The 16,773-nt window shown below is 71.6% G+C and carries 20 protein-coding genes and 3 pseudogenes; 16 read left to right on the forward strand and 7 right to left on the reverse strand.

Annotated features, from left to right (window positions below; all coding sequences use genetic code 11):
* Together J4N02_RS02315 and J4N02_RS02320 are read right to left on the reverse strand one after the other, a co-directional pair.
* Positions 1 to 927, reverse strand: coding sequence for a DMT family transporter (locus J4N02_RS02315; protein WP_182816995.1), 927 nt, complete (start codon positions 925 to 927; stop codon positions 1 to 3).
* A gap of 45 nt (positions 928 to 972) precedes the next feature.
* Positions 973 to 1,383 carry a CBS domain-containing protein gene (locus J4N02_RS02320; protein ID WP_182816997.1) on the reverse strand — a complete coding sequence of 137 codons (411 nt, stop codon included), beginning with the start codon at positions 1,381 to 1,383 and terminating at the stop codon, positions 973 to 975.
* A gap of 113 nt (positions 1,384 to 1,496) precedes the next feature.
* Between J4N02_RS02320 and J4N02_RS02325 the strand changes: the two genes are divergently transcribed.
* The 10 genes from J4N02_RS02325 to fumC all read left to right on the forward strand — a co-directional run bounded on the left by J4N02_RS02325 (position 1,497) and on the right by fumC (position 10,123).
* Complete coding sequence (locus tag J4N02_RS02325; RefSeq protein ID WP_188334329.1) at positions 1,497 to 1,823, forward strand: DUF2218 domain-containing protein; 327 nt, start codon at positions 1,497 to 1,499, stop codon at positions 1,821 to 1,823.
* Between the two features lies 1 nt (position 1,824).
* A complete protein-coding gene (locus J4N02_RS02330; protein ID WP_131167864.1) occupies positions 1,825 to 2,232 on the forward strand; it encodes a VOC family protein in 408 nt (135 codons plus the stop codon).
* Between the two features lie 113 nt (positions 2,233 to 2,345).
* Entirely contained in the window at positions 2,346 to 3,590 is a 1,245-nt protein-coding gene (otnK, locus tag J4N02_RS02335; protein ID WP_188334310.1) for a 3-oxo-tetronate kinase, read from the forward strand.
* A gap of 27 nt (positions 3,591 to 3,617) precedes the next feature.
* Positions 3,618 to 4,397 (forward strand): 2-oxo-tetronate isomerase, encoded by a 780-nt coding sequence (gene otnI / locus J4N02_RS02340; RefSeq protein WP_182817001.1) that lies wholly within the window; start codon positions 3,618 to 3,620, stop codon positions 4,395 to 4,397.
* A complete protein-coding gene (locus J4N02_RS02345) occupies positions 4,394 to 5,164 on the forward strand; it encodes a DeoR/GlpR family DNA-binding transcription regulator (RefSeq protein WP_131167867.1) in 771 nt (256 codons plus the stop codon). The genes otnI and J4N02_RS02345 overlap by 4 nt, the downstream gene beginning before the upstream one ends.
* 126 nt (positions 5,165 to 5,290) lie before the next feature.
* On the forward strand, positions 5,291 to 6,256 hold the full coding sequence (gene denD / locus J4N02_RS02350; RefSeq protein WP_131167868.1) for a D-erythronate dehydrogenase: 966 nt from the start codon (positions 5,291 to 5,293) through the stop codon (positions 6,254 to 6,256).
* Between the two features lie 11 nt (positions 6,257 to 6,267).
* Positions 6,268 to 7,677: a GntP family permease gene (locus J4N02_RS02355; RefSeq protein WP_131167869.1), complete on the forward strand. Its 1,410-nt coding sequence runs from the start codon at positions 6,268 to 6,270 to the stop codon at positions 7,675 to 7,677.
* Between the two features lie 25 nt (positions 7,678 to 7,702).
* On the forward strand, positions 7,703 to 8,311 hold the full coding sequence (locus J4N02_RS02360; protein ID WP_220492157.1) for an aldolase: 609 nt from the start codon (positions 7,703 to 7,705) through the stop codon (positions 8,309 to 8,311).
* Positions 8,312 to 8,405: 94 nt separating this feature from the next.
* The gene (locus tag J4N02_RS02365; RefSeq protein ID WP_131167871.1) at positions 8,406 to 8,732 is read left to right on the forward strand and encodes a 4a-hydroxytetrahydrobiopterin dehydratase; all 327 of its coding nucleotides are present in this window, start codon (positions 8,406 to 8,408) and stop codon (positions 8,730 to 8,732) included.
* Positions 8,729 to 10,123 carry a class II fumarate hydratase gene (gene fumC, locus J4N02_RS02370; protein ID WP_188334311.1) on the forward strand — a complete coding sequence of 465 codons (1,395 nt, stop codon included), beginning with the start codon at positions 8,729 to 8,731 and terminating at the stop codon, positions 10,121 to 10,123. Before J4N02_RS02365 ends, fumC begins: the two co-directional genes overlap by 4 nt.
* 34 nt (positions 10,124 to 10,157) lie before the next feature.
* Here the strand turns inward: fumC and J4N02_RS17030 are convergent, their stop codons facing one another.
* Positions 10,158 to 10,283 (reverse strand): hypothetical protein, encoded by a 126-nt coding sequence (locus tag J4N02_RS17030; RefSeq protein WP_255437243.1) that lies wholly within the window; start codon positions 10,281 to 10,283, stop codon positions 10,158 to 10,160.
* 537 nt (positions 10,284 to 10,820) lie between these two features.
* Here J4N02_RS17030 and J4N02_RS02375 point away from each other — a divergent pair.
* Entirely contained in the window at positions 10,821 to 11,135 is a 315-nt protein-coding gene (locus J4N02_RS02375; protein WP_188334312.1) for an antitoxin, read from the forward strand.
* A gap of 47 nt (positions 11,136 to 11,182) precedes the next feature.
* On the opposite strand, the gene J4N02_RS02380 is transcribed toward J4N02_RS02375, so the two are convergent.
* Both J4N02_RS02380 and J4N02_RS02385 read right to left on the reverse strand, forming a co-directional pair.
* A complete protein-coding gene (locus J4N02_RS02380; protein ID WP_182817011.1) occupies positions 11,183 to 11,587 on the reverse strand; it encodes a DUF2237 family protein in 405 nt (134 codons plus the stop codon).
* A 46-nt stretch (positions 11,588 to 11,633) separates the two neighbouring features.
* Complete coding sequence (locus J4N02_RS02385; protein WP_188334313.1) at positions 11,634 to 11,975, reverse strand: carboxymuconolactone decarboxylase family protein; 342 nt, start codon at positions 11,973 to 11,975, stop codon at positions 11,634 to 11,636.
* A 95-nt stretch (positions 11,976 to 12,070) separates the two neighbouring features.
* Here J4N02_RS02385 and J4N02_RS02390 point away from each other — a divergent pair, with 95 nt between their 5' ends.
* Positions 12,071 to 12,937 carry an exodeoxyribonuclease III gene (locus tag J4N02_RS02390; RefSeq protein ID WP_188334314.1) on the forward strand — a complete coding sequence of 289 codons (867 nt, stop codon included), beginning with the start codon at positions 12,071 to 12,073 and terminating at the stop codon, positions 12,935 to 12,937.
* A gap of 93 nt (positions 12,938 to 13,030) precedes the next feature.
* Complete coding sequence (locus J4N02_RS02395) at positions 13,031 to 14,191, forward strand: acyl-CoA dehydrogenase family protein (RefSeq protein ID WP_188334315.1); 1,161 nt, start codon at positions 13,031 to 13,033, stop codon at positions 14,189 to 14,191.
* 19 nt (positions 14,192 to 14,210) lie between these two features.
* Here J4N02_RS02395 and J4N02_RS02400 read toward each other — a convergent pair whose 3' ends face one another.
* Both J4N02_RS02400 and J4N02_RS02405 read right to left on the reverse strand, forming a co-directional pair.
* Complete coding sequence (locus tag J4N02_RS02400; RefSeq protein ID WP_188334316.1) at positions 14,211 to 14,561, reverse strand: GNAT family N-acetyltransferase; 351 nt, start codon at positions 14,559 to 14,561, stop codon at positions 14,211 to 14,213.
* Between the two features lie 55 nt (positions 14,562 to 14,616).
* Positions 14,617 to 15,282 (reverse strand): SIMPL domain-containing protein, encoded by a 666-nt coding sequence (locus J4N02_RS02405; RefSeq protein WP_188334317.1) that lies wholly within the window; start codon positions 15,280 to 15,282, stop codon positions 14,617 to 14,619.
* Between the two features lie 158 nt (positions 15,283 to 15,440).
* Between J4N02_RS02405 and J4N02_RS17285 the strand changes: the two are divergent.
* The 3 pseudogenes from J4N02_RS17285 to J4N02_RS17295 all read left to right on the forward strand — a co-directional run.
* A pseudogene (locus J4N02_RS17285) lies at positions 15,441 to 15,914 on the forward strand (MFS transporter); the annotation flags it as partial.
* A pseudogene (locus J4N02_RS17290) lies at positions 15,859 to 16,152 on the forward strand (MFS transporter); the annotation flags it as partial. The pseudogenes J4N02_RS17285 and J4N02_RS17290, both read left to right, overlap by 56 nt.
* Before the next feature lie 68 nt (positions 16,153 to 16,220).
* Positions 16,221 to 16,772, forward strand: a pseudogene (locus J4N02_RS17295) (AAA family ATPase); the annotation flags it as partial.
* Between the last annotated feature and the right edge of the window lies 1 nt (position 16,773).

Here is a 16,773-nt window from a genome sequence, read left to right on the forward strand (position 1 = left end):
CTAGGGATGCAGCTCGGGCTCCATCGTGTCACGCGGCACCGCGGAGCGGGGGCCGAGCGTGGTGAGCACGACGGCGGACAGCAGCAGTGCGGCGCCGAGGGCCGCCGGCGGCGTGAGCCACTCGCGGAACACCAGGGCGGCGAGCGTGGTCGCGGTCACCGGTTCGAGCAGGGCGACCAGCGAGCCGATCGTGCCCGACTGCGTGCGCAGCCCGCGCAGGTAGGACAGGTAGGACACGGCCGTCGGGACCAGCCCCAGGGCGACGACCAGCACCAGCGACAGCGGGGTGATGGTGAAGCCGATGGGTCCGAAGAGGGTGGCGACCGCCAGCACCGCGGCCCCGCCGCCGAGAAACGCCAGACCCGTGCCCGTGGCGTCGTCGAAGTCCGGGTCGGGGTTGGCGCCCAGCAGCGAGATGCCCGCGAAGGACGCCCCGGCCACCAGCGACAGTCCCGCCCCGATCAGGGCGTCGCCGAACGCGATCCCCTCCGGCGGCGAGCCTGCCAGCAGGAGCAGCCCGACCAGGGCCGCGCCCAGGGCTAGCGCGAGGCGTCCCGTGAGGCGGACCCGACCGGTGAGCGCCTCGATCGTGAGCACCATCAGCGGGGTCGACCCGATCGTGATGAGCGTCGCGACGGCGATGCCCACGAAGCCGATCGCCGAGAAGAACGTCACCTGGTACAGCCCCGAGGCGAAGCCCAGCGCGGCCACCCGGCCCCACGCGGACGCCGTGCTCGGCAGCCGCAGCCGCCCGGTGAGCAGCACGAAGCCCAGGATCAGCAGGCCGCCGACGAGGATGCGGTACCCGCCCGCCGGCAACAGGGCCAGCCCCGACTCACCGCGCAGCAGGACGCCGAGCGTGCCCGAGGTGCCCCAGGTCACGCCGGCGAGCACGAGCCAGCCGAGGCCCGTCCGGTGGTGCGTCACGCGGGGCATCCTCGCACGGCGCGCGTGGGCGCCCCCCGTGTGACGCTACTGCGAGATCTCCTCCACGACCTCGCCCGTGGTGCCCTCGTCGAGCTCGCGGGCGACGTCGGCTTGGGCCACCACACCGACGACCTTGCCGCCGTCGACAACCGGGAGGCGGCGCACCTGGTGCTCGGCCATCAGGGCGGCCACCTCCTCGGCGGGGGCGGACGCCTCGATCGTGACCACGTTCGTGCTCGCGATGGCACTGACCGGGGTGTCCTTGGGGTCGAGCCCCTTGGCGATGGCCTCGACCACGATGTCGCGGTCGGTGACGACGCCGACGAGCGTGTCGCCGTCCAGGATGGGCATCGAACCCACGTCGTACTTGCTGAGCATGCGTGCTGCGGTGACGAGCGTCTCGTCGGGGGCCAGGCACTCGGCCGGCGAGGTCATCAGGTCCTTCGCGGTCTTCATGGTCATCCCTTCCGTTGCATTTGTGCTTGCCAAGCCACACTTGCACACCTCGGCCGCGGAGGGAACCCCTTCTGGTGGGCCAATCGGCGGGGTAGCTTTGCCCCGTGACGCAGATGACCAGCACCGCTTCGGTCGCCACCGACCGGCCGGGCCGCTACGCCAAGCAGCTCGCCTCGCACCTGGGCCGCAAGGTCGCCGCCGAGTGGGACGAGCAGGCCCAGGAGGGTTGGGTCGACTTCGGCTCGGGCCGGGTGACGCTGGCCGCGGGCGACGGCGTCCTGCTGATGGGCCTGGAGGCCGACGACGCCGAGGCGCGCGACCGGCTCGAGGGCGTGGTGGGGCGCCACCTGGTCACGTTCGGCGCCAAGGACGAACTGGTCTGCGCGTGGGCGCGCACCGACGGCACGCCGGGCTCCGAGCACCGGCACGAGGGGGAGTGACATGGCCCTGAAGTGGTACACCGTCGTGGTCGACTGCCACGACCCGCAGGCCCAGGTGCACTGGTGGGCGCAGGCCCTCGACTGGGACGTCGTCTACGACACCCCCGACGAGGCCGTCGCGATCCCGAAGGGGATGAGCGAGGACCCGGTCGACGACGTCGAGGAGTGGATGGCGCGCGGCCAGGGCCTCGTCTTCGTGCCGGTGCCCGAGGGCAAGACGGTGAAGAACCGGCTGCACATCGACCTCGCGCCCCACACGTCGCAGGACCGGGACGCCGAGATCGCCCGCCTGCTGGACCTCGGGGCGTCCCGGGTCGACGTGGGCCAGGACGACGCCGCCGTGACGTGGACCGTGCTGGCCGACCCCGAGGGCAACGAATTCTGCGTGCTGAGCACCCGCAACCGCTGACGAACTGCCCCGCAGAGGTTTGGCAACCCCTTGCTGTGTGAAGTTTTGTGATCTATCGTTAGGAAAAGTTTAGCCTGGCGGGAGCCTGGGCGCGTTCTCAACGAGGAGTTCACATGACGATTCGGCTCGGCGTCATCGCCGACGACTTCACCGGCGCCACCGACATCGCCGGCTTCCTGGTGTCCAACGGGCTGTCGGCCGTGCAGGTCAACGGTGTGCCCGAGGGCCCGCTGCCGCAGGCCGACGCCATCGTGGTCAGCCTCAAGAGCCGCTCGATCCCCGCCGACGAGGCCGTCAGCATGAGCCTGGCCGCCCTCGACGCGCTGCGCGCTGCCGGCGCCGAGCGCATCCTGTTCAAGTACTGCTCGACCTTCGACAGCACGCCGGCCGGCAACATCGGCCCGGTCACCGACGCCCTCATGGCGGCCCTCGGCGCCGACCTCACCGTCATCTGCCCCTCGCTGCCGGTCAACGGCCGCACCGTCTACCAGGGCCACCTGTTCGTCGGCGACGTGCTGCTCAGCGAATCCGGCATGCGCAACCACCCGGTCACCCCGATGACCGACCCCAACCTCGTGCGCGTCATGGAGGCCCAGAGCTCCGGCCGGGCGGGCGTCGTCCCGTTCGCCGTCATCCAGCAGGGGCCGGACGCCACGCGCGCGGCCCTCGCGCGCCTGGCGGAGGACGGCGTCCGGTACGCCGTGCTCGACACGCTCACCGACGTCGACCTGACCACCATCGGAGCCGCGACCGTTGACCTGCCGCTGACCACGGGCGGGTCCGGCCTGGGCGCCGGCGTCGCGCGCGCGCTGGCGACCGGGACCGACGGCGTCCAGTCGGCGCCGTGGCAGCCGGTCGAGGGCCGGACGGTCGTGCTGTCGGGCTCCTGCTCGGTGATGACCAACGCGCAGGTCGCCGCCTACCGCGCCGATGCCCCGGCCCTGTCGGTCGACGTCGACCGCCTCGTCGCCGACCCCGACGCGTACCGCGCCGAGGTGCTCGCCTGGGTGCTCGCCCAGCCCGCCGAGCCCGCGCCGCTGGTGTACGCCACCGCCGGGCCCGACGAGGTCCGCCGCCTGCAGGAGGCCCACGGGGCCGCCGAGGTGTCCGAGGCCGTCGAGGCGCTGTTCGGCTGGCTCGCCCGCGAGCTGTCGGCCGCCGGCGTCCGCCGCTTCGTCGTGGCCGGGGGCGAGACGTCCGGGTCGGTGACCACCGCCCTGGGTGTCGACGGCTTCCACGTCGGCCCGCAGATCGCGCCGGGCGTGCCGTGGGTGCGCTCGCTCGACGACCGCACCGAGCTCGCGCTGAAGTCCGGCAACTTCGGCGACGTCGACTTCTTCACCCGCGCCCAGGCCTGACCCGCCCGAGAAACCAGGAGAGCCACCATGCCCCGCTTCGCCGCCAACCTGTCCATGATGTTCACCGAGGTCGACTTCCTCGACCGCTTCGGCGCCGCCGCCCGTGCCGGCTTCAAGGCCGTCGAGTTCCTGTTCCCGTACGCCCACCCCGCCGGCGAGATCAAGGCGCGGCTCGACGAGCACGGCCTGGAGATCGCCCTGTTCAACTTCTACCCCGGCGACTGGGACGCCGGCGAGAAGGGCCTGGCCGCCATGCCGGGCCGCGAGGAGGAGTTCCTGGCCTCGGTCGACCAGGCGCTGGAGTACGCGCGAGCCCTCGGCGTGCCCAAGCTGCACCTGATGGCCGGCCTGGCCGACCCCGACTCGGCCGACCACCGCGCCCGCTACGTCAAGCACGTCCGGTACGCCGCCGAGCGGGCCGCAGCCGACGGCGTCCTGATCACGCTGGAGCCGCTGAACCCGTACAACGTGCCCGGCTACTTCCTGCCCAGCGTCGCGCACGTGCTCGACGTGCTGGCCGAGATCGACCGCCCCAACGTGAAGCTGCAGTACGACCTGTACCACGCCCAGCTCACCGACGGCGACATCACCCACCTCACCGAGGCGGTCGCCGACCGGATCGGCCACGTGCAGCTGGCCTCGGTGCCCGAGCGGCACGAGCCCGACCGCGGCGAGCTGTACTACCCGTACGTGCTGGCCACGCTCGACCGGGTCGGCTACGACGGCTGGGTCGGCTGCGAGTACAACCCGGCCGGCGAGACCACCGCGGGCCTGGGCTGGCTGGACGCCTACCGGGGCCAGTCGTGATCCCCGTCGAGCGCCAGCGGACCATCCTGCGCGTCCTGGCCGAGCAGGGGACGGCGAGCATCGCCGACCTCGTCACGCTGCTCGACGTGTCGCACATGACGGTCCGCCGCGACATCGCCACCCTCGAGGCGCAGGGCCGGGTCAGCTCCGTCTCCGGTGGGGTGGCGTTGCCGTCCCGCCTGGCGCTCGACGACAGCCACGCCACCAAGGCCGAACTGCGGCCCGGCGAGAAGCGGGCCATCGCCCGGCGAGCCGCCGAGTTCGTCGGCCCCGGCAACCTCGTCTTCCTGGACGCCGGCACCACCACGCTGGCCATCGCCGAGGAAATCGCCGACCGGGCCGACCTCGTGGTCGTCACCAACGACCTCGTGATCGCCCGCCTGCTGGCCGAACGGTCCACCAGCGAGCTGTACCTGGCCGCCGGCCAGGTCGACCGGGCCAACCTGTCCACCGAGGGCGAGTTGGTCGCCGACGCGATCGGGCGGTTCAACATCGACGTCGCGTTCCTGTCCACCCCCGCCTTCGACGCCCGCGGCACCTCGATCGCGAGCGCCGCCAAGCGCACGGTCAAGGACGCGATCGTCGACCACGCCACCACCACCTATCTGGTCACCGACAGCTCCAAGTACGGCCGCGTGATGGCGCACCGATCGGTCAAGCTCGGCCGGTTCGAGGCGCTGATCACCGACAGCGGCCTGTCCGAGGCGGCGCGGGACTCCCTCCGCGAGGCCGGCCTGAAAGTGGTCCTCGTGGACCCCGCGGACTGAACCCGGCCCGCTGAGCGCGGCCCGCCGGGCCCGGCTCCCTGACCCGCCCCCAACCCCCAGTTCCCACCCCCCATCAGACCCCGGCGCGCCCTCGTGCCGGTCAACCCACCGAAAGGATGGTGCTCGATGAAGGTCATCGTCACCGGCGGCGCCGGATTCCTCGGCAGCCGCGTCATCCGGCAGCTCCTGGCTGCCCAGGACCGGGGTTCGCTCCCGGTCGCCTTCGACGAGGTCGTCTCCCTCGACCTCGCCCCCTGCCCCGTCGAGGACCCGCGCGTGGTCTCCCGCGTGGGCGACATCGCCGACCCCGAGCTGTTGCGCGAGGTCGTCGGCGACGACACCGTCGGCGTCTACCACCTGGCGGCCGTGCTCAGCGGCGGCTCCGAGGTGGACTTCGACCTGTCCATGCAGGTCAACGTCGACGGCACCCGCACGCTCCTCGAGGCCTGCCGCGCCGGCGGGACGAAGCCGCGCTTCGTCTTCACCAGCTCGCTGGCCGTCTTCGGGGGCACGATGCCCGACGTCGTCCCCGAGACGCTCGCCACCCGGCCCGAGTCGACCTACGGCGCGCTCAAGGCCATCGGCGAGCTGCTCGTCAACGAGTACTCCCGCAAGGGCTTCGTCGACGGTCGCGTCCTGCGCCTGCCGACGATCTCGGTGCGCCCCGGCCAGCCCAACTCCGCGGCGTCCTCGTTCGCCAGCGGCATCATTCGCGAGCCGCTGAACGGCGAGCCGTCCACCTGCCCGGTGCCGCTCGACACCCGCATGTGGCTGTCGTCGCCGGACGCCGCGGTCGCCAACCTGGTGCACGCCTTCGTCGTCGACGGCGACGACCTGGGTCAGTGGCGCACCATCAACGTGCCCGGCGTCACCGTCACCGTCGGTGCGATGCTGGACGCCCTCACCGAGGTCGGCGGCGCTGAGGCCCGCGCCCTGGTCAGCCACGAGGAGGACGCCCGGATCATGGACATCGTCTGCTCCTGGCCCGGTGACTTCGACGTCGAGCGCCCGCTGGCCCTCGGCTTCGTCCGGGACGCCTCGTTCACCGACGCCGTCCGCCAGTACCGCGACGAGTTCGCACCGCAGGCCTGAGGGGAGTCGTCATGCTGACCCTGTTGGAGACCCCCGTGGTCGGACCGACCGCCATCATCGGCCTGGTCATCGCGATCGCGGTCCTGATCTTCCTGGTGCTGCGCACGAAGGTGCACGCGCTCATCGCGCTCGTCGTCGCGGCGTCCATCGCCGCGCTGAGCGCCGGCATGGCCCCTGATGCGGCCATCAAGTCCATCACGACGGGCTTCGGCTCGACGCTGTCGACGATCGGCCTGGTGGTCGGCTTCGGCGTGATGATGGGCGCGATCCTCGAGGTGTCGGGCGCCGCCGAGCGCCTGGCCCTGTCGATGATCCGCTGGCTGGGCAAGCGCAAGGAGGAGTGGGCGCTGGCGGGTGCGGGCTACATCATCTCGATCCCGATCTTCGTCGACAGCGCCTTCGTCATCCTCAACCCGCTGGTCAAGGCGCTGGCCCGCAGCGCGAACCGCTCGGTGCTCACCCTGGGCATCGCGCTGGCCGGCGGCATGGTGCTGACCCACCACGCGGTTCCGCCGACCCCCGGCCCGCTGGGTGCCGCGGGCATCTACGGCGTGCCGGTCGGCGACATGATCCTGTGGGGCGTGATCCTGACCATCCCCGCCCTGATCACCGTCACCCTGTACGCCCGGGTGATGGGCCCCCGCATCGAGAAGATGATCGAGGTCGACACCGGCGAGCCGCTGGTCTCGGCGTCCGAGGCGCTGGCGGAGTTCAACGAGCTGGCGGCCGAGCGCGAGAAGGAACTGCCCTCGCTGTTCCTCTCGATGCTGCCGATCGTCGCGCCGATCCTGCTCATCTTCCTCAACACCGGTGTGGCCGCCTGGGCCGGCGTCAACGAGGGTGCGCTGCCGGACTGGGTCGTCGCGACGACGTCCTTCATCGGCAACCCGGTCATCGCGGTCGGGCTCGGTGTGATCATCGCCATCTACGGCCTCACCCGGGGCACGAACCGGCACGACACGGTCGAGACCATGGAGAAGGGCATCGAGACCGCGGGCATCATCCTGCTCGTCACCGGTGCCGGTGGCGCGCTCGGGGCCGTGCTCCGCGACAGCGGCGTGGGCCAGTACATCGGCGAGTGGGTCGCGGGCCTGCCGCTGCCGTCGATCCTGATCCCGTTCTTCATCGCCACCATGGTGCGCCTGGTGCAGGGGTCGGGCACGGTTGCCATCATCACGTCCGCGTCGCTGTCCGCGCCGATCCTGGCGCAGATCCCCGACGTGAACATGGTGCTGGCCGCGCAGGCCGCCACCCTGGGTGCCATGATCTTCAGCTACTTCAACGACTCGCTGTTCTGGGTCGTGAACCGCATGCTGGGGGTCAAGGAGGTCAAGCACCAGCTGCTGACCTGGTCGATGCCGACGACGGTGGCTTGGGCCACTTCGCTCGTGGCCATCCTCGTGGCCGATATCTTCATGTGAGTGGTGTGGAGGACCTATGGACAACATGGACACCCGTGACCAGGTCGTGGCGCTGGCCGGGAGCCTGTTCGACCGGGGGTACTCGGTGGGCAGCGCCGGCAACATCAGCGTGCGCATCCCCGGCGGGTACCTGATGACCCCGACGAACTCGTCGCTCGGACGCCTCGACCCGGCCCGCCTGTCGGTGCTGGACGAGGACTTCGTCCACACGGCGGGGGATCCCCCCTCCAAGGAGATCCCGATGCACAAGGCGGTGTACGAGGCGCGTCCCGACACCGGCGCGCTGGTCCACCTCCACTCCACCCACGTGACGGCGCTGAGCTGCCTGTGGGTGCCGGGTGAGCCCCTGATCCCGCCGTTGACGCCCTACTTCGTCATGCGGGTGGGGGCCGACGTCCCGGTCGTGCCGTACTTCCGCCCGGGCAGCGCCGACGTCGTCGACGAGATCCGGGACGCCGCACGGCGCGGCCCGGCGGTCATCCTCGCCCACCACGGGAGCCTGGTCGCCGGGTCGTCGCTGGTGGCGGCGGTCAACGCGGCCGAGGAGCTCGAGGTGACCGCGCAGTTGGCCCTGCTGTTGCGGGGCAGTCAACCGCGCACGCTGGACGCCGAGCAGGTCGCTGAACTGCTCTGAGCGTGCAGGTGTTCCTGCGACAGTCGAGCCGAGGGGCCCGGGGCATCGGCCCCGGGCCCCTTGGCCAAACCGCCCCGGCGACGGATGATGAGGCATGAAGGATTCCATCACCGCTGACGAGTTCACCGCGCAGGAGGGTGTCGCCGACTGGCGGGTGGCCGATGACGTGGCCAGCGCCCGCTTCCACACCGGGTCGTTCGCCACCGGCGTCGAGTTCGTGGTCGCGATCGGTCGGGACGCCGACGCCGCCGACCACCACCCCGACGTCGACCTGCGCTACGACCACGTGGACGTACGGTTGACCTCGCACGACGTCGGCGGGCTGAGCCGCCGCGACGTCGAGCTGGCCCGCAAGATCATCGAGGCTGCCCGCACGCTGGGCGCCCAACCCGACCCCGACTTCGAGGAGGACGAGTCATGAGGACCGAGAAGGACAGCATGGGCACCATCGAGGTGCCCGACGACGCCTATTGGGGCGCACAGACGCAGCGCTCGATCGGCAACTTCGACATCGGCCGCGACACCTTCGTGTGGGGCCGGGCCATGGTGCGGGCGCTCGGCGTGCTCAAGAAGGCCGCCGCCCAGGCCAACGGCGAGCTCGGCGAGCTGCCCGGCGACGTCGCCGACCTGATCGTGCGCGCGGCCGACGAGGTGATCGCCGGCGACCTCGACGAGCACTTTCCACTGGTGGTGTTCCAGACGGGGTCGGGCACGCAGTCGAACATGAACGTCAACGAGGTGGTCAGCAACCGCGCCATCGAACTGGCCGGCGGCGAGCGCGGCTCCAAGGACCCGGTGCACCCCAACGACCACGTCAACCGCGGGCAGTCGAGCAACGACACGTTCCCGACGGCGATGCACATCGCGGTCGTCTCCGAGCTCAACGGGCGGCTCTACGCCCCGGTCGAGGCGTTGCGCGCCACGCTGGCGGCCAAGGCGTCCGAGTACGCCGACGTGGTGATGGTCGGCCGCACCCACCTGCAGGACGCCACCCCCGTGACGCTCGGCCAGGTGATCGGCGGGTGGGTCGCCCAGCTCGACTTCGCGCTCGAGGGGGTGCGTACGGCGGACGCCCGGGCCCGGGACCTGGCCATCGGCGGCACCGCGGTCGGCACCGGCCTCAACGCCCACCCCGAGTTCGGACGCCGCGCCGCCGAGAAGATCTCGGCGGAGACCGGGCTGGAATTCCGGCAGGCCGACAACCTGTTCGCCGCCCTCTCGGCCCACGACTCGCTGGTCGAGGTGTCGGCGTCGCTGCGGACGCTGGCGGGCGCGCTGATGAAGATCGCCAACGACGTGCGCTGGTACGCCTCGGGGCCGCGCAACGGCATCGGCGAGCTGCGGATCCCCGAGAATGAGCCGGGGTCCTCGATCATGCCGGGCAAGGTGAACCCCACCCAGTCCGAGGCGGTGACGATGGTGGTGGCACGCGTGTTCGGCAACGACGCCACCGTCGCCTTCGCGGGTTCGCAGGGCAACTTCCAGCTCAACGTGTTCAAGCCGGTGATGGCGCACGCGGTGCTGGAGTCGATCCGGCTGATCGCCGACGCGTCCGCGTCGTTCGACGAGCACTGCGTGTCGGGCCTGGAGCCCAACACCGAGCGGATCGAGGCCAACCTCGCCTCGAACCTCATGCTGGTCACGGCGCTGAACCGCCACATCGGCTACGACGCCGCCGCAGCCATCGCCAAGGACGCCAACGCCACCGGCTCGACCCTCCGCGAGGCCGCGCTGCGGTCGGGCAAGCTCACCGAGGAGCAGTTCGACGCCTGGGTGGTCCCCATGGACATGACGCACCCGTCGGAGGGCTGAGCCTCCGACGGGTGCGGTGGGGGTGGTGCGGCCGCTAGCGGTTGCGCAGCAGCCACAGGGCCTCGGGGTGGACGCGCTCGAGCATCCCGTGGGCCGGGACGTCCCGCGCGCCGGCGAAGAGGTGGTGCAGCGCGCTGAACACGATGGCGAACCAGTGCATGGTGGAACCTCCCTCCAAGGGGTCGCCGAATACAGGTGAAGAAATGGCGAAAAGGCGCACGAAGAATGGCATGCGAATGCGTCTGTTCGCGGGGCAATGAATGGGATTCCATCGGGACGCGGAGACCGTGTGGTCGCCGCGAAGCGCTGAGGGCGGCCCTGTAGCGAGTGGCACGTCAGCCACGCACCCCCTGAGCCTGAACGGTCAGGAGGCAGGCCCCACCGGGGGGCCGTTGTCAGGCGTGGTGTGCGCTCAACCTCGGGGGAGCAGCCGAACCGAGGAGGCGGTCGCGGCGAGGGCGAACGTCGTGTCGGCGCCGAGGGCCTTGATGCGGATCATCATCGGTGACCACCACCTTTCATGGTTCGAGAATCGGCGAGAAATGCCGTGGCAGAAATGTAATCCCGTGGCGCGGGGAGTGTCAACCCGGCTGCTGAAATGGGTTGGCCCATTCCGTTCGGGGCGGGTGCCCGCTAGCGTGGGCCACCTCCACCGGCCACGGTGGGGATGACCTGAAGTCCAGGGAAGGACCATCGGATGACCGACCAACCCCAGCAGTTCGGCAACGCCGGCGAGTACGTCGACAAGGCGATGGACTACGCCCAGCAGAACCCGGACCAGGCCCGCAGCTTCATCGACAAGGTCGAGGACTTCGTCGACCAGAAGACCGGCGGCAAGTACTCCGCGCAGGTCGACCAGGCCGGCGACTGGGTCGAGGGCCAGCTCGGCCTGCCCAACAACACCAACAACCCGCTGCCGCAGGACCCGGCCGCACCGGCCGACCCCGAGATGCAGATCCCGCCGGAGCAGACCCCGCCGCCGGCCGACCCGCAGGCGCCGCCGGCGTCCTGACCGGACAGGTGCGACAGCCCGCGTGACCCCTCGGTCACGCGGGCTGTTCACATCAAGGAGCTGGGGTCGTCGGGGACGTCGACCGCCCAGCGCTGCAGGAATGCCAGGTCGACGACCTCGAGCGTGCGCAGGTGCGTGGACGCCAGCACCACCGGCGCCGCCCGGTCGACCGCCGCGGACTGCAGCCACCGGAACGCCACGACGCACCACCGGTCGCCCGGCCGCAGCCCGGGGAAGCCGTACTCCGGCCTCGGGGTGACCAGGTCGTTGCCCAGTTCGCGCTGGTGGGCGAGGAAGTCGGCGGTCATCACCGCGCAGATGGTGTGGCTGCCGAGGTCCTCGGGCGAGGTGTGGCAGGCGCCGTCGCGGAAGAACCCGGTGACGGGGTCGAAGCCGCACGCCTCGAGGGGCTCGCCGAGCACGTTCGCGGCCAGCGACGGGGTGAACGCCATGGATCCTCCTCCGGTGGGGGCTCCATCATCGCCCACCCCGCCCGGATCAGGCGCCGGTGTACTCGTCGAACGCCTCGAGCACCTTCGTGGAGTACGCGACCGACGGGCCGCCGCCCATCAGGATGGCCACCGCGATGACGTCGGCGACCTCCTCGCGCGAGACGCCGGCCTCGATGGCGTCGTGGACGTGGCAGTCGATGCAGATGTCGCAGTGCACCGCGATCGCGATGGCCAGGGCGATCAGCTCCTTGGTCTTCGTGTCGAGTGACTTGGGCGCCATGGTGGCCTGGTGCAGGCCCATGAAGGCCTGGACGGCCTCGGGCGCGATCCCCGCCATCGATTCGAGGTTCCTGTAGAAGCAGGCGCGACTCTCGGCGTGGCTGGACATGGAAGAACTCCTCTCGTAGGACGGCGTTGTCGCCGCCGTGGTTCCAGCCTCTCATGCTTCTGACGAGAACATTCGCACACGGGTAACCTCGCTGCGTGAGGATCGCCACGTGGAACGTCAACTCCGTCAAGCAACGCGTGCCCCGGCTCCTGCCGTGGCTGGAACAGCGGCGTCCGGACGTGGTCTGCCTGCAGGAGACCAAGCTGACCGACGAGGCGTTCGCCACCCTGCTGGCCGACCCCCTCGCCGAGCGCGGCTACACCTTCGCCCACCACGGCCAGGGGCAGTGGAACGGCGTCGCCCTGCTCTCCCGGGTCGGGCTCGACGACGTCGAGCGCGGCTTCCCCGGCCAGCCCGACTACGACGGCCGCGCCGAGGCGCGGGCGATCAGCGCGACCTGCGGGGGCGTCCGGGTGCACTCGCTGTACGTGCCGAACGGGCGCGAGGTGGCGTCCGACCACTACGCCTACAAGCTCACCTGGCTGGACGCCCTCCGCGCCGCCGTCGCCGCCGGGCCCGACGACGTGGCGCTGTGCGGCGACATCAACATCGCTCCCGCGGACGCCGACGTCTTCGACCCCGCCGCCTACGTCGGGCACACGCACGTGACCCCGCCCGAGCGGGACGCCGTGGCCGCGTTCGGCCTCGTAGACGTCCTGCGCGAACGCTGGCCCGACGAGCGGGTGTTCTCCTACTGGGACTACCGCGCCGGCATGTTCCACCAGGACCTCGGCATGCGCATCGACCTCATCCTGGCCTCGGCCCCCGTCGCCGCCCGGGCCAAGGCGGCCTGGGTCGACCGCGAGGCGCGCAAGGGCAAGCTGCCCTCCGACCACGCCCCGGTCATCGTCGACCTCGACCTGGCCCCCGACGGCGACATCGGCCCCGTCGTGCCGCCACCGTCGCGCCCGGCCCGGCCGCGGGCCCGCGTCACGCTCCCGCAGGGGTCACGGGACGCCTGAACCGCGGCCCCAGCCCGGCCGCGGCGGTCGGGGCGGGAGGAGTCGAGGGCCACGCGGGCAGCCTAAGGTGGCGGGGAAACCGAGAGGAACACCATGACCTTCCTGCCCGACGACCTCCTCACCGCGATCCACGCGCGTGCCGCCGAGGTCGACGCCGCCAACACCTTCCCGGACGCTGACCTGGCCGACCTGCGCGCCGCCGGCTACCTCGCCGCGTTCGTCCCGACCGACTTCGGCGGGGCCGGCCTCACGCTGGAGGAGGTCTGCGCCGAGCAGACCCGGCTCGCCAAGGCGTCCCCCGCGACGGCGCTGGGCATCAACATGCACCAGATCATCGTGGGTGTCGGCCGCCACCTCGCGGCCCACGCGACCGAGCCGGCGAGCCGCACGGCGGGGGAGACCATCCTCCGTGAGGCCGCCGCCGGCGAGGTGTTCGGGTTCGCGATCAGCGAGCCGGGCAACGACCTGGTCCTGTTCGGGTCGATCACCGAGGCCCGCCCCGACGGCGCCGGCGGCTACACGTTCCACGGCCAGAAGGTCTTCACCTCCCTCGCCCCGGTCTGGACGCGCCTGCTCACCTTCGGCGCCGACCGCACCGACCCGGACGCCGCGCGCAACGTCTTCGCGATCCTCACCCGGGACGCCGGCGGCTTCGAGGTCGCCGACGACTGGGACACCCTCGGCATGCGCGGCACCCAGTCGAACTCGACGAAGCTGACGGGCGCCCCGGCCCCGGCCGACCGCGTCCTGCAGGTCGTCGCGCCCGGCCCGAGCCTGGAGCCGATCGTCTTCGGCATCTTCAGCCACTTCGAGGCGCTGCTGGCCGCCACCTACCTGGGCCTGGGCGACCGCGCCATCGAGGTCGCCGCGGCGCACGTGAAGAAGCGCCGCTCGGTGAAGAACGACGACGTCTACGCCAACGACCCCGACATCCGCTGGCGTCTGGCCGATGCGGCGATCCGCATGAATTCCGCGCACGCCGAGGTCACCCTCGTTGCGCGCGAGCTCGACGAGGGCCGCGACCACGGCATGCTGTGGCTGCCGAGGCTCAGCGGGTGCAAGAACGCCGCGGCCGAGGCGTCCCGGCACGCCGTCGACCAGGCGATCCGGGCGTGCGGCGGGTCGTCGTACTCGAACTCCCACGAGCTGTCGCGCCTGTACCGCGACGTGCTGGCCGGGCTGTTCCAGCCGTCCGACCAGGAGTCGCTCCACGGCGCCTGGGCGAACGTCGTGCTGGGCCCGGTCTCCCGCTGAGCCCCGACCCGCGTCCGGGTCAGACGACCGCGTCGTCGGCCGTCCCCGGGCTGGCCGGCGGGGCGGCGGCGTGCGGTGGGTGGTAGACGAGGTCGGCGTAGTCGGGGTGCCGTTCGATCCAGCCCCGCACGAAGGGGCATATCGGAAGCACCTGCACGCCGATGCGGCGGGCGTGGTCGAGGGTGGTGCGCACCAGCAGGCTGCCGATGCCGTGGTGCTCCCAGCGCGGCTGGACCTCGGTGTGGGTGAAGACGAGCAGCTCGGCGGTCTGCTCGTAGGCGGCCCAGCCCAGGACACGGCGACCCCTCCGCACCTCGAAGCGGCGGCGTTCGGGGTTGTCCACCACGGAGTGGCCGTCGAACGTGTCCATGACCCAGCCTAACCCGGCACCCCCGTCCCCGACCACGTCCTGACGGCCGGGGACGCTACCGTGTCGCCCGGAACCGCGCGTGCACGACGGCCTCGCCGCGCACGTCCTCGGGAGCCACGCCCCCGCCCGCAGACTCGTCCTTGAACGCCATGCTGCGCAGCGCGCCGGCCGCCATCGGGGCCGGGCCGACGCCCGGCGGGGCGACCAGCAGGCCCGGGTCGGCGACCTCCTCCAGCTCGACGTCCGACCAGCCCGCCGCCTGCGCGATCGCCAGCGCGCGGGCCCGGGCCTCCTCGACCGCGCGGGTGAGCGCGGCCGCCTCGGTGGCGGTGCGGGTGGCGTCGGTGAGCGCCCACTCGACCTGCGTGAGCTGGACGCCCTCGCGCTCGGCCCAGCGGCCGGTCACCTCGGACAGGGCGGTGAAGTCGCGGAACTTCGCCTTCAGGGTCGCCGACGCCCCGTACCGCGGCGCGAGCGGCTGGCCCTCCGGCCCCCACGGGCGCCACGACCGCGTGACCAGCGGCCCCACGGCGTACCAGGTCAGCGGCGCGTCATGGCCCTGGCGGAGGCGGTGCAGGTCGCGGCCGAGGGCGTCCACCACCTCGGCGGCGGCGCGGGAGGTGGCCGCGCGGTCCTCGCCCTCGAGGTCGACGTGGAGGTGCACGGTGCCCCGCTCGGGGGCCAGGGACCAGGCGTGGCTCCCCACGACGGTGATCTGCATGGCGAGGCCTTTCGATCGGTGAGGCGGAAACAGCCCGATTCGTTGAATTTTTGCGGTTCCCCCACGGCGGGGCCGGACCGGGTTTAGCGTGCAGATTAGCCTCACGAAGGGAACCCCAGAGGGCCACGACGCAGAAGGGCACTCTCAGCAACGGTCGCGTGGTCTCCTACGCGCTGGGCGATGTCGCCAACAACCTCGCGTTCCAGATGACGTCGATGTTCCTCATGGTCTACATGACCGACATCGTGGGGCTGTCCGCCGCAGCGGCGGGCACCATCTACGCCGTCACCAAGGTGTGGGCCGGTGTGGCCGACCTGGTCGCCGGCAGCACGGTCGACAAGGCCAACACCAAGTGGGGGCGCCTGCGGCCGTGGATCCTGTGGGGCTCCACCCCACTGGCCATCACGCTGGTGCTGTTGTTCAGCACCCCCGCCGGCCTGACCCCGACCCAGGCGTTCGTCTGGGTGCTCCTGCTCGACGCGGCCTTCCTGCTCGCGCACTCCTTCGTGAACATTCCCTACGGCTCGCTGTCGGCGGCGATGACGCAGAACTCGCTCGACCGCTCGCGCCTGTCGGGTGCCCGGTCGATCGCCTCGGCCGTCACCGGCGTGGCCCTGTCGGCGGTCATCTCGCCCCAGTTCAAGGGCATCGCCGACCAGCCGATGGAAGAGGTCCGGCGAGTGGGAGACGGGCACCCGCTCCGAGGGCGGCTCGTACTCGATCCTGTCGTTCGTCCGCAAGTGCGGCCAGGGCCTCGGCGGCGCGCTCGGCGGCCCGATCATCGCGGCGTTCGGCTACTCGGCGGCCATCCAGGCCGGCGACCCCGGCTTCGACCGCATGGTCACCGGCCTGCGCATCGCGACCGGCTGGGTGCCGGCCGCCCTGGGCGTCATCGCCAGCCTGATCATCTTCTTCTACCCGCTGACGAGGCCATCGGCCGCAAGGTCGCCGAGCGCCTGGGCGTGCCCTACATCGGGCAGCGGCTCAGCTCGACCGACATCGAGGCCGTCGAGACCTCCGGCCTCGAGCTCGAGTCCGGCTGGGACCGCTTCGTCCGGTCCCTCGCCAACCGCGGCGTCTCCGACGCCGACCTCAACCTCGGCTCCGACCAGGCCGCCGACCGGCACCTGGCCGCCCAGAACACCATCGAGGTGCTGGACGCCGTGGGCTCCGGTGGCGTCATCCTCGGCCGCAACGCCACGGTGATCCTCGGGCAGCACCCGGGCGCCCTGCACGTGCGGCTCAACGCGCCCGCCCACGTCCGTGTCGGCCGGGCCGTCGAGCTGGACGGCATCACCGCCGAGGTGGCCGAGGAACGTCGCGAGCAGGAGGACCTGATCCGCGCCGAGCTGTCCCAGCGGCTCTACGGCTGGAACCCCAACGACGACGAGAACTACGACGTCGTGGTCAACACCGGCCGCTACAGCCTGGACGAGGCGGCGGACATGATCATCCGCGCCTACGAGACGAGGTTCGGCACCAACCGCTGAG

The sequence above is a fragment of the Propioniciclava sp. MC1595 genome (assembly GCF_017569205.1).
GTDB lineage: Bacteria > Actinomycetota > Actinomycetes > Propionibacteriales > Propionibacteriaceae > Propioniciclava.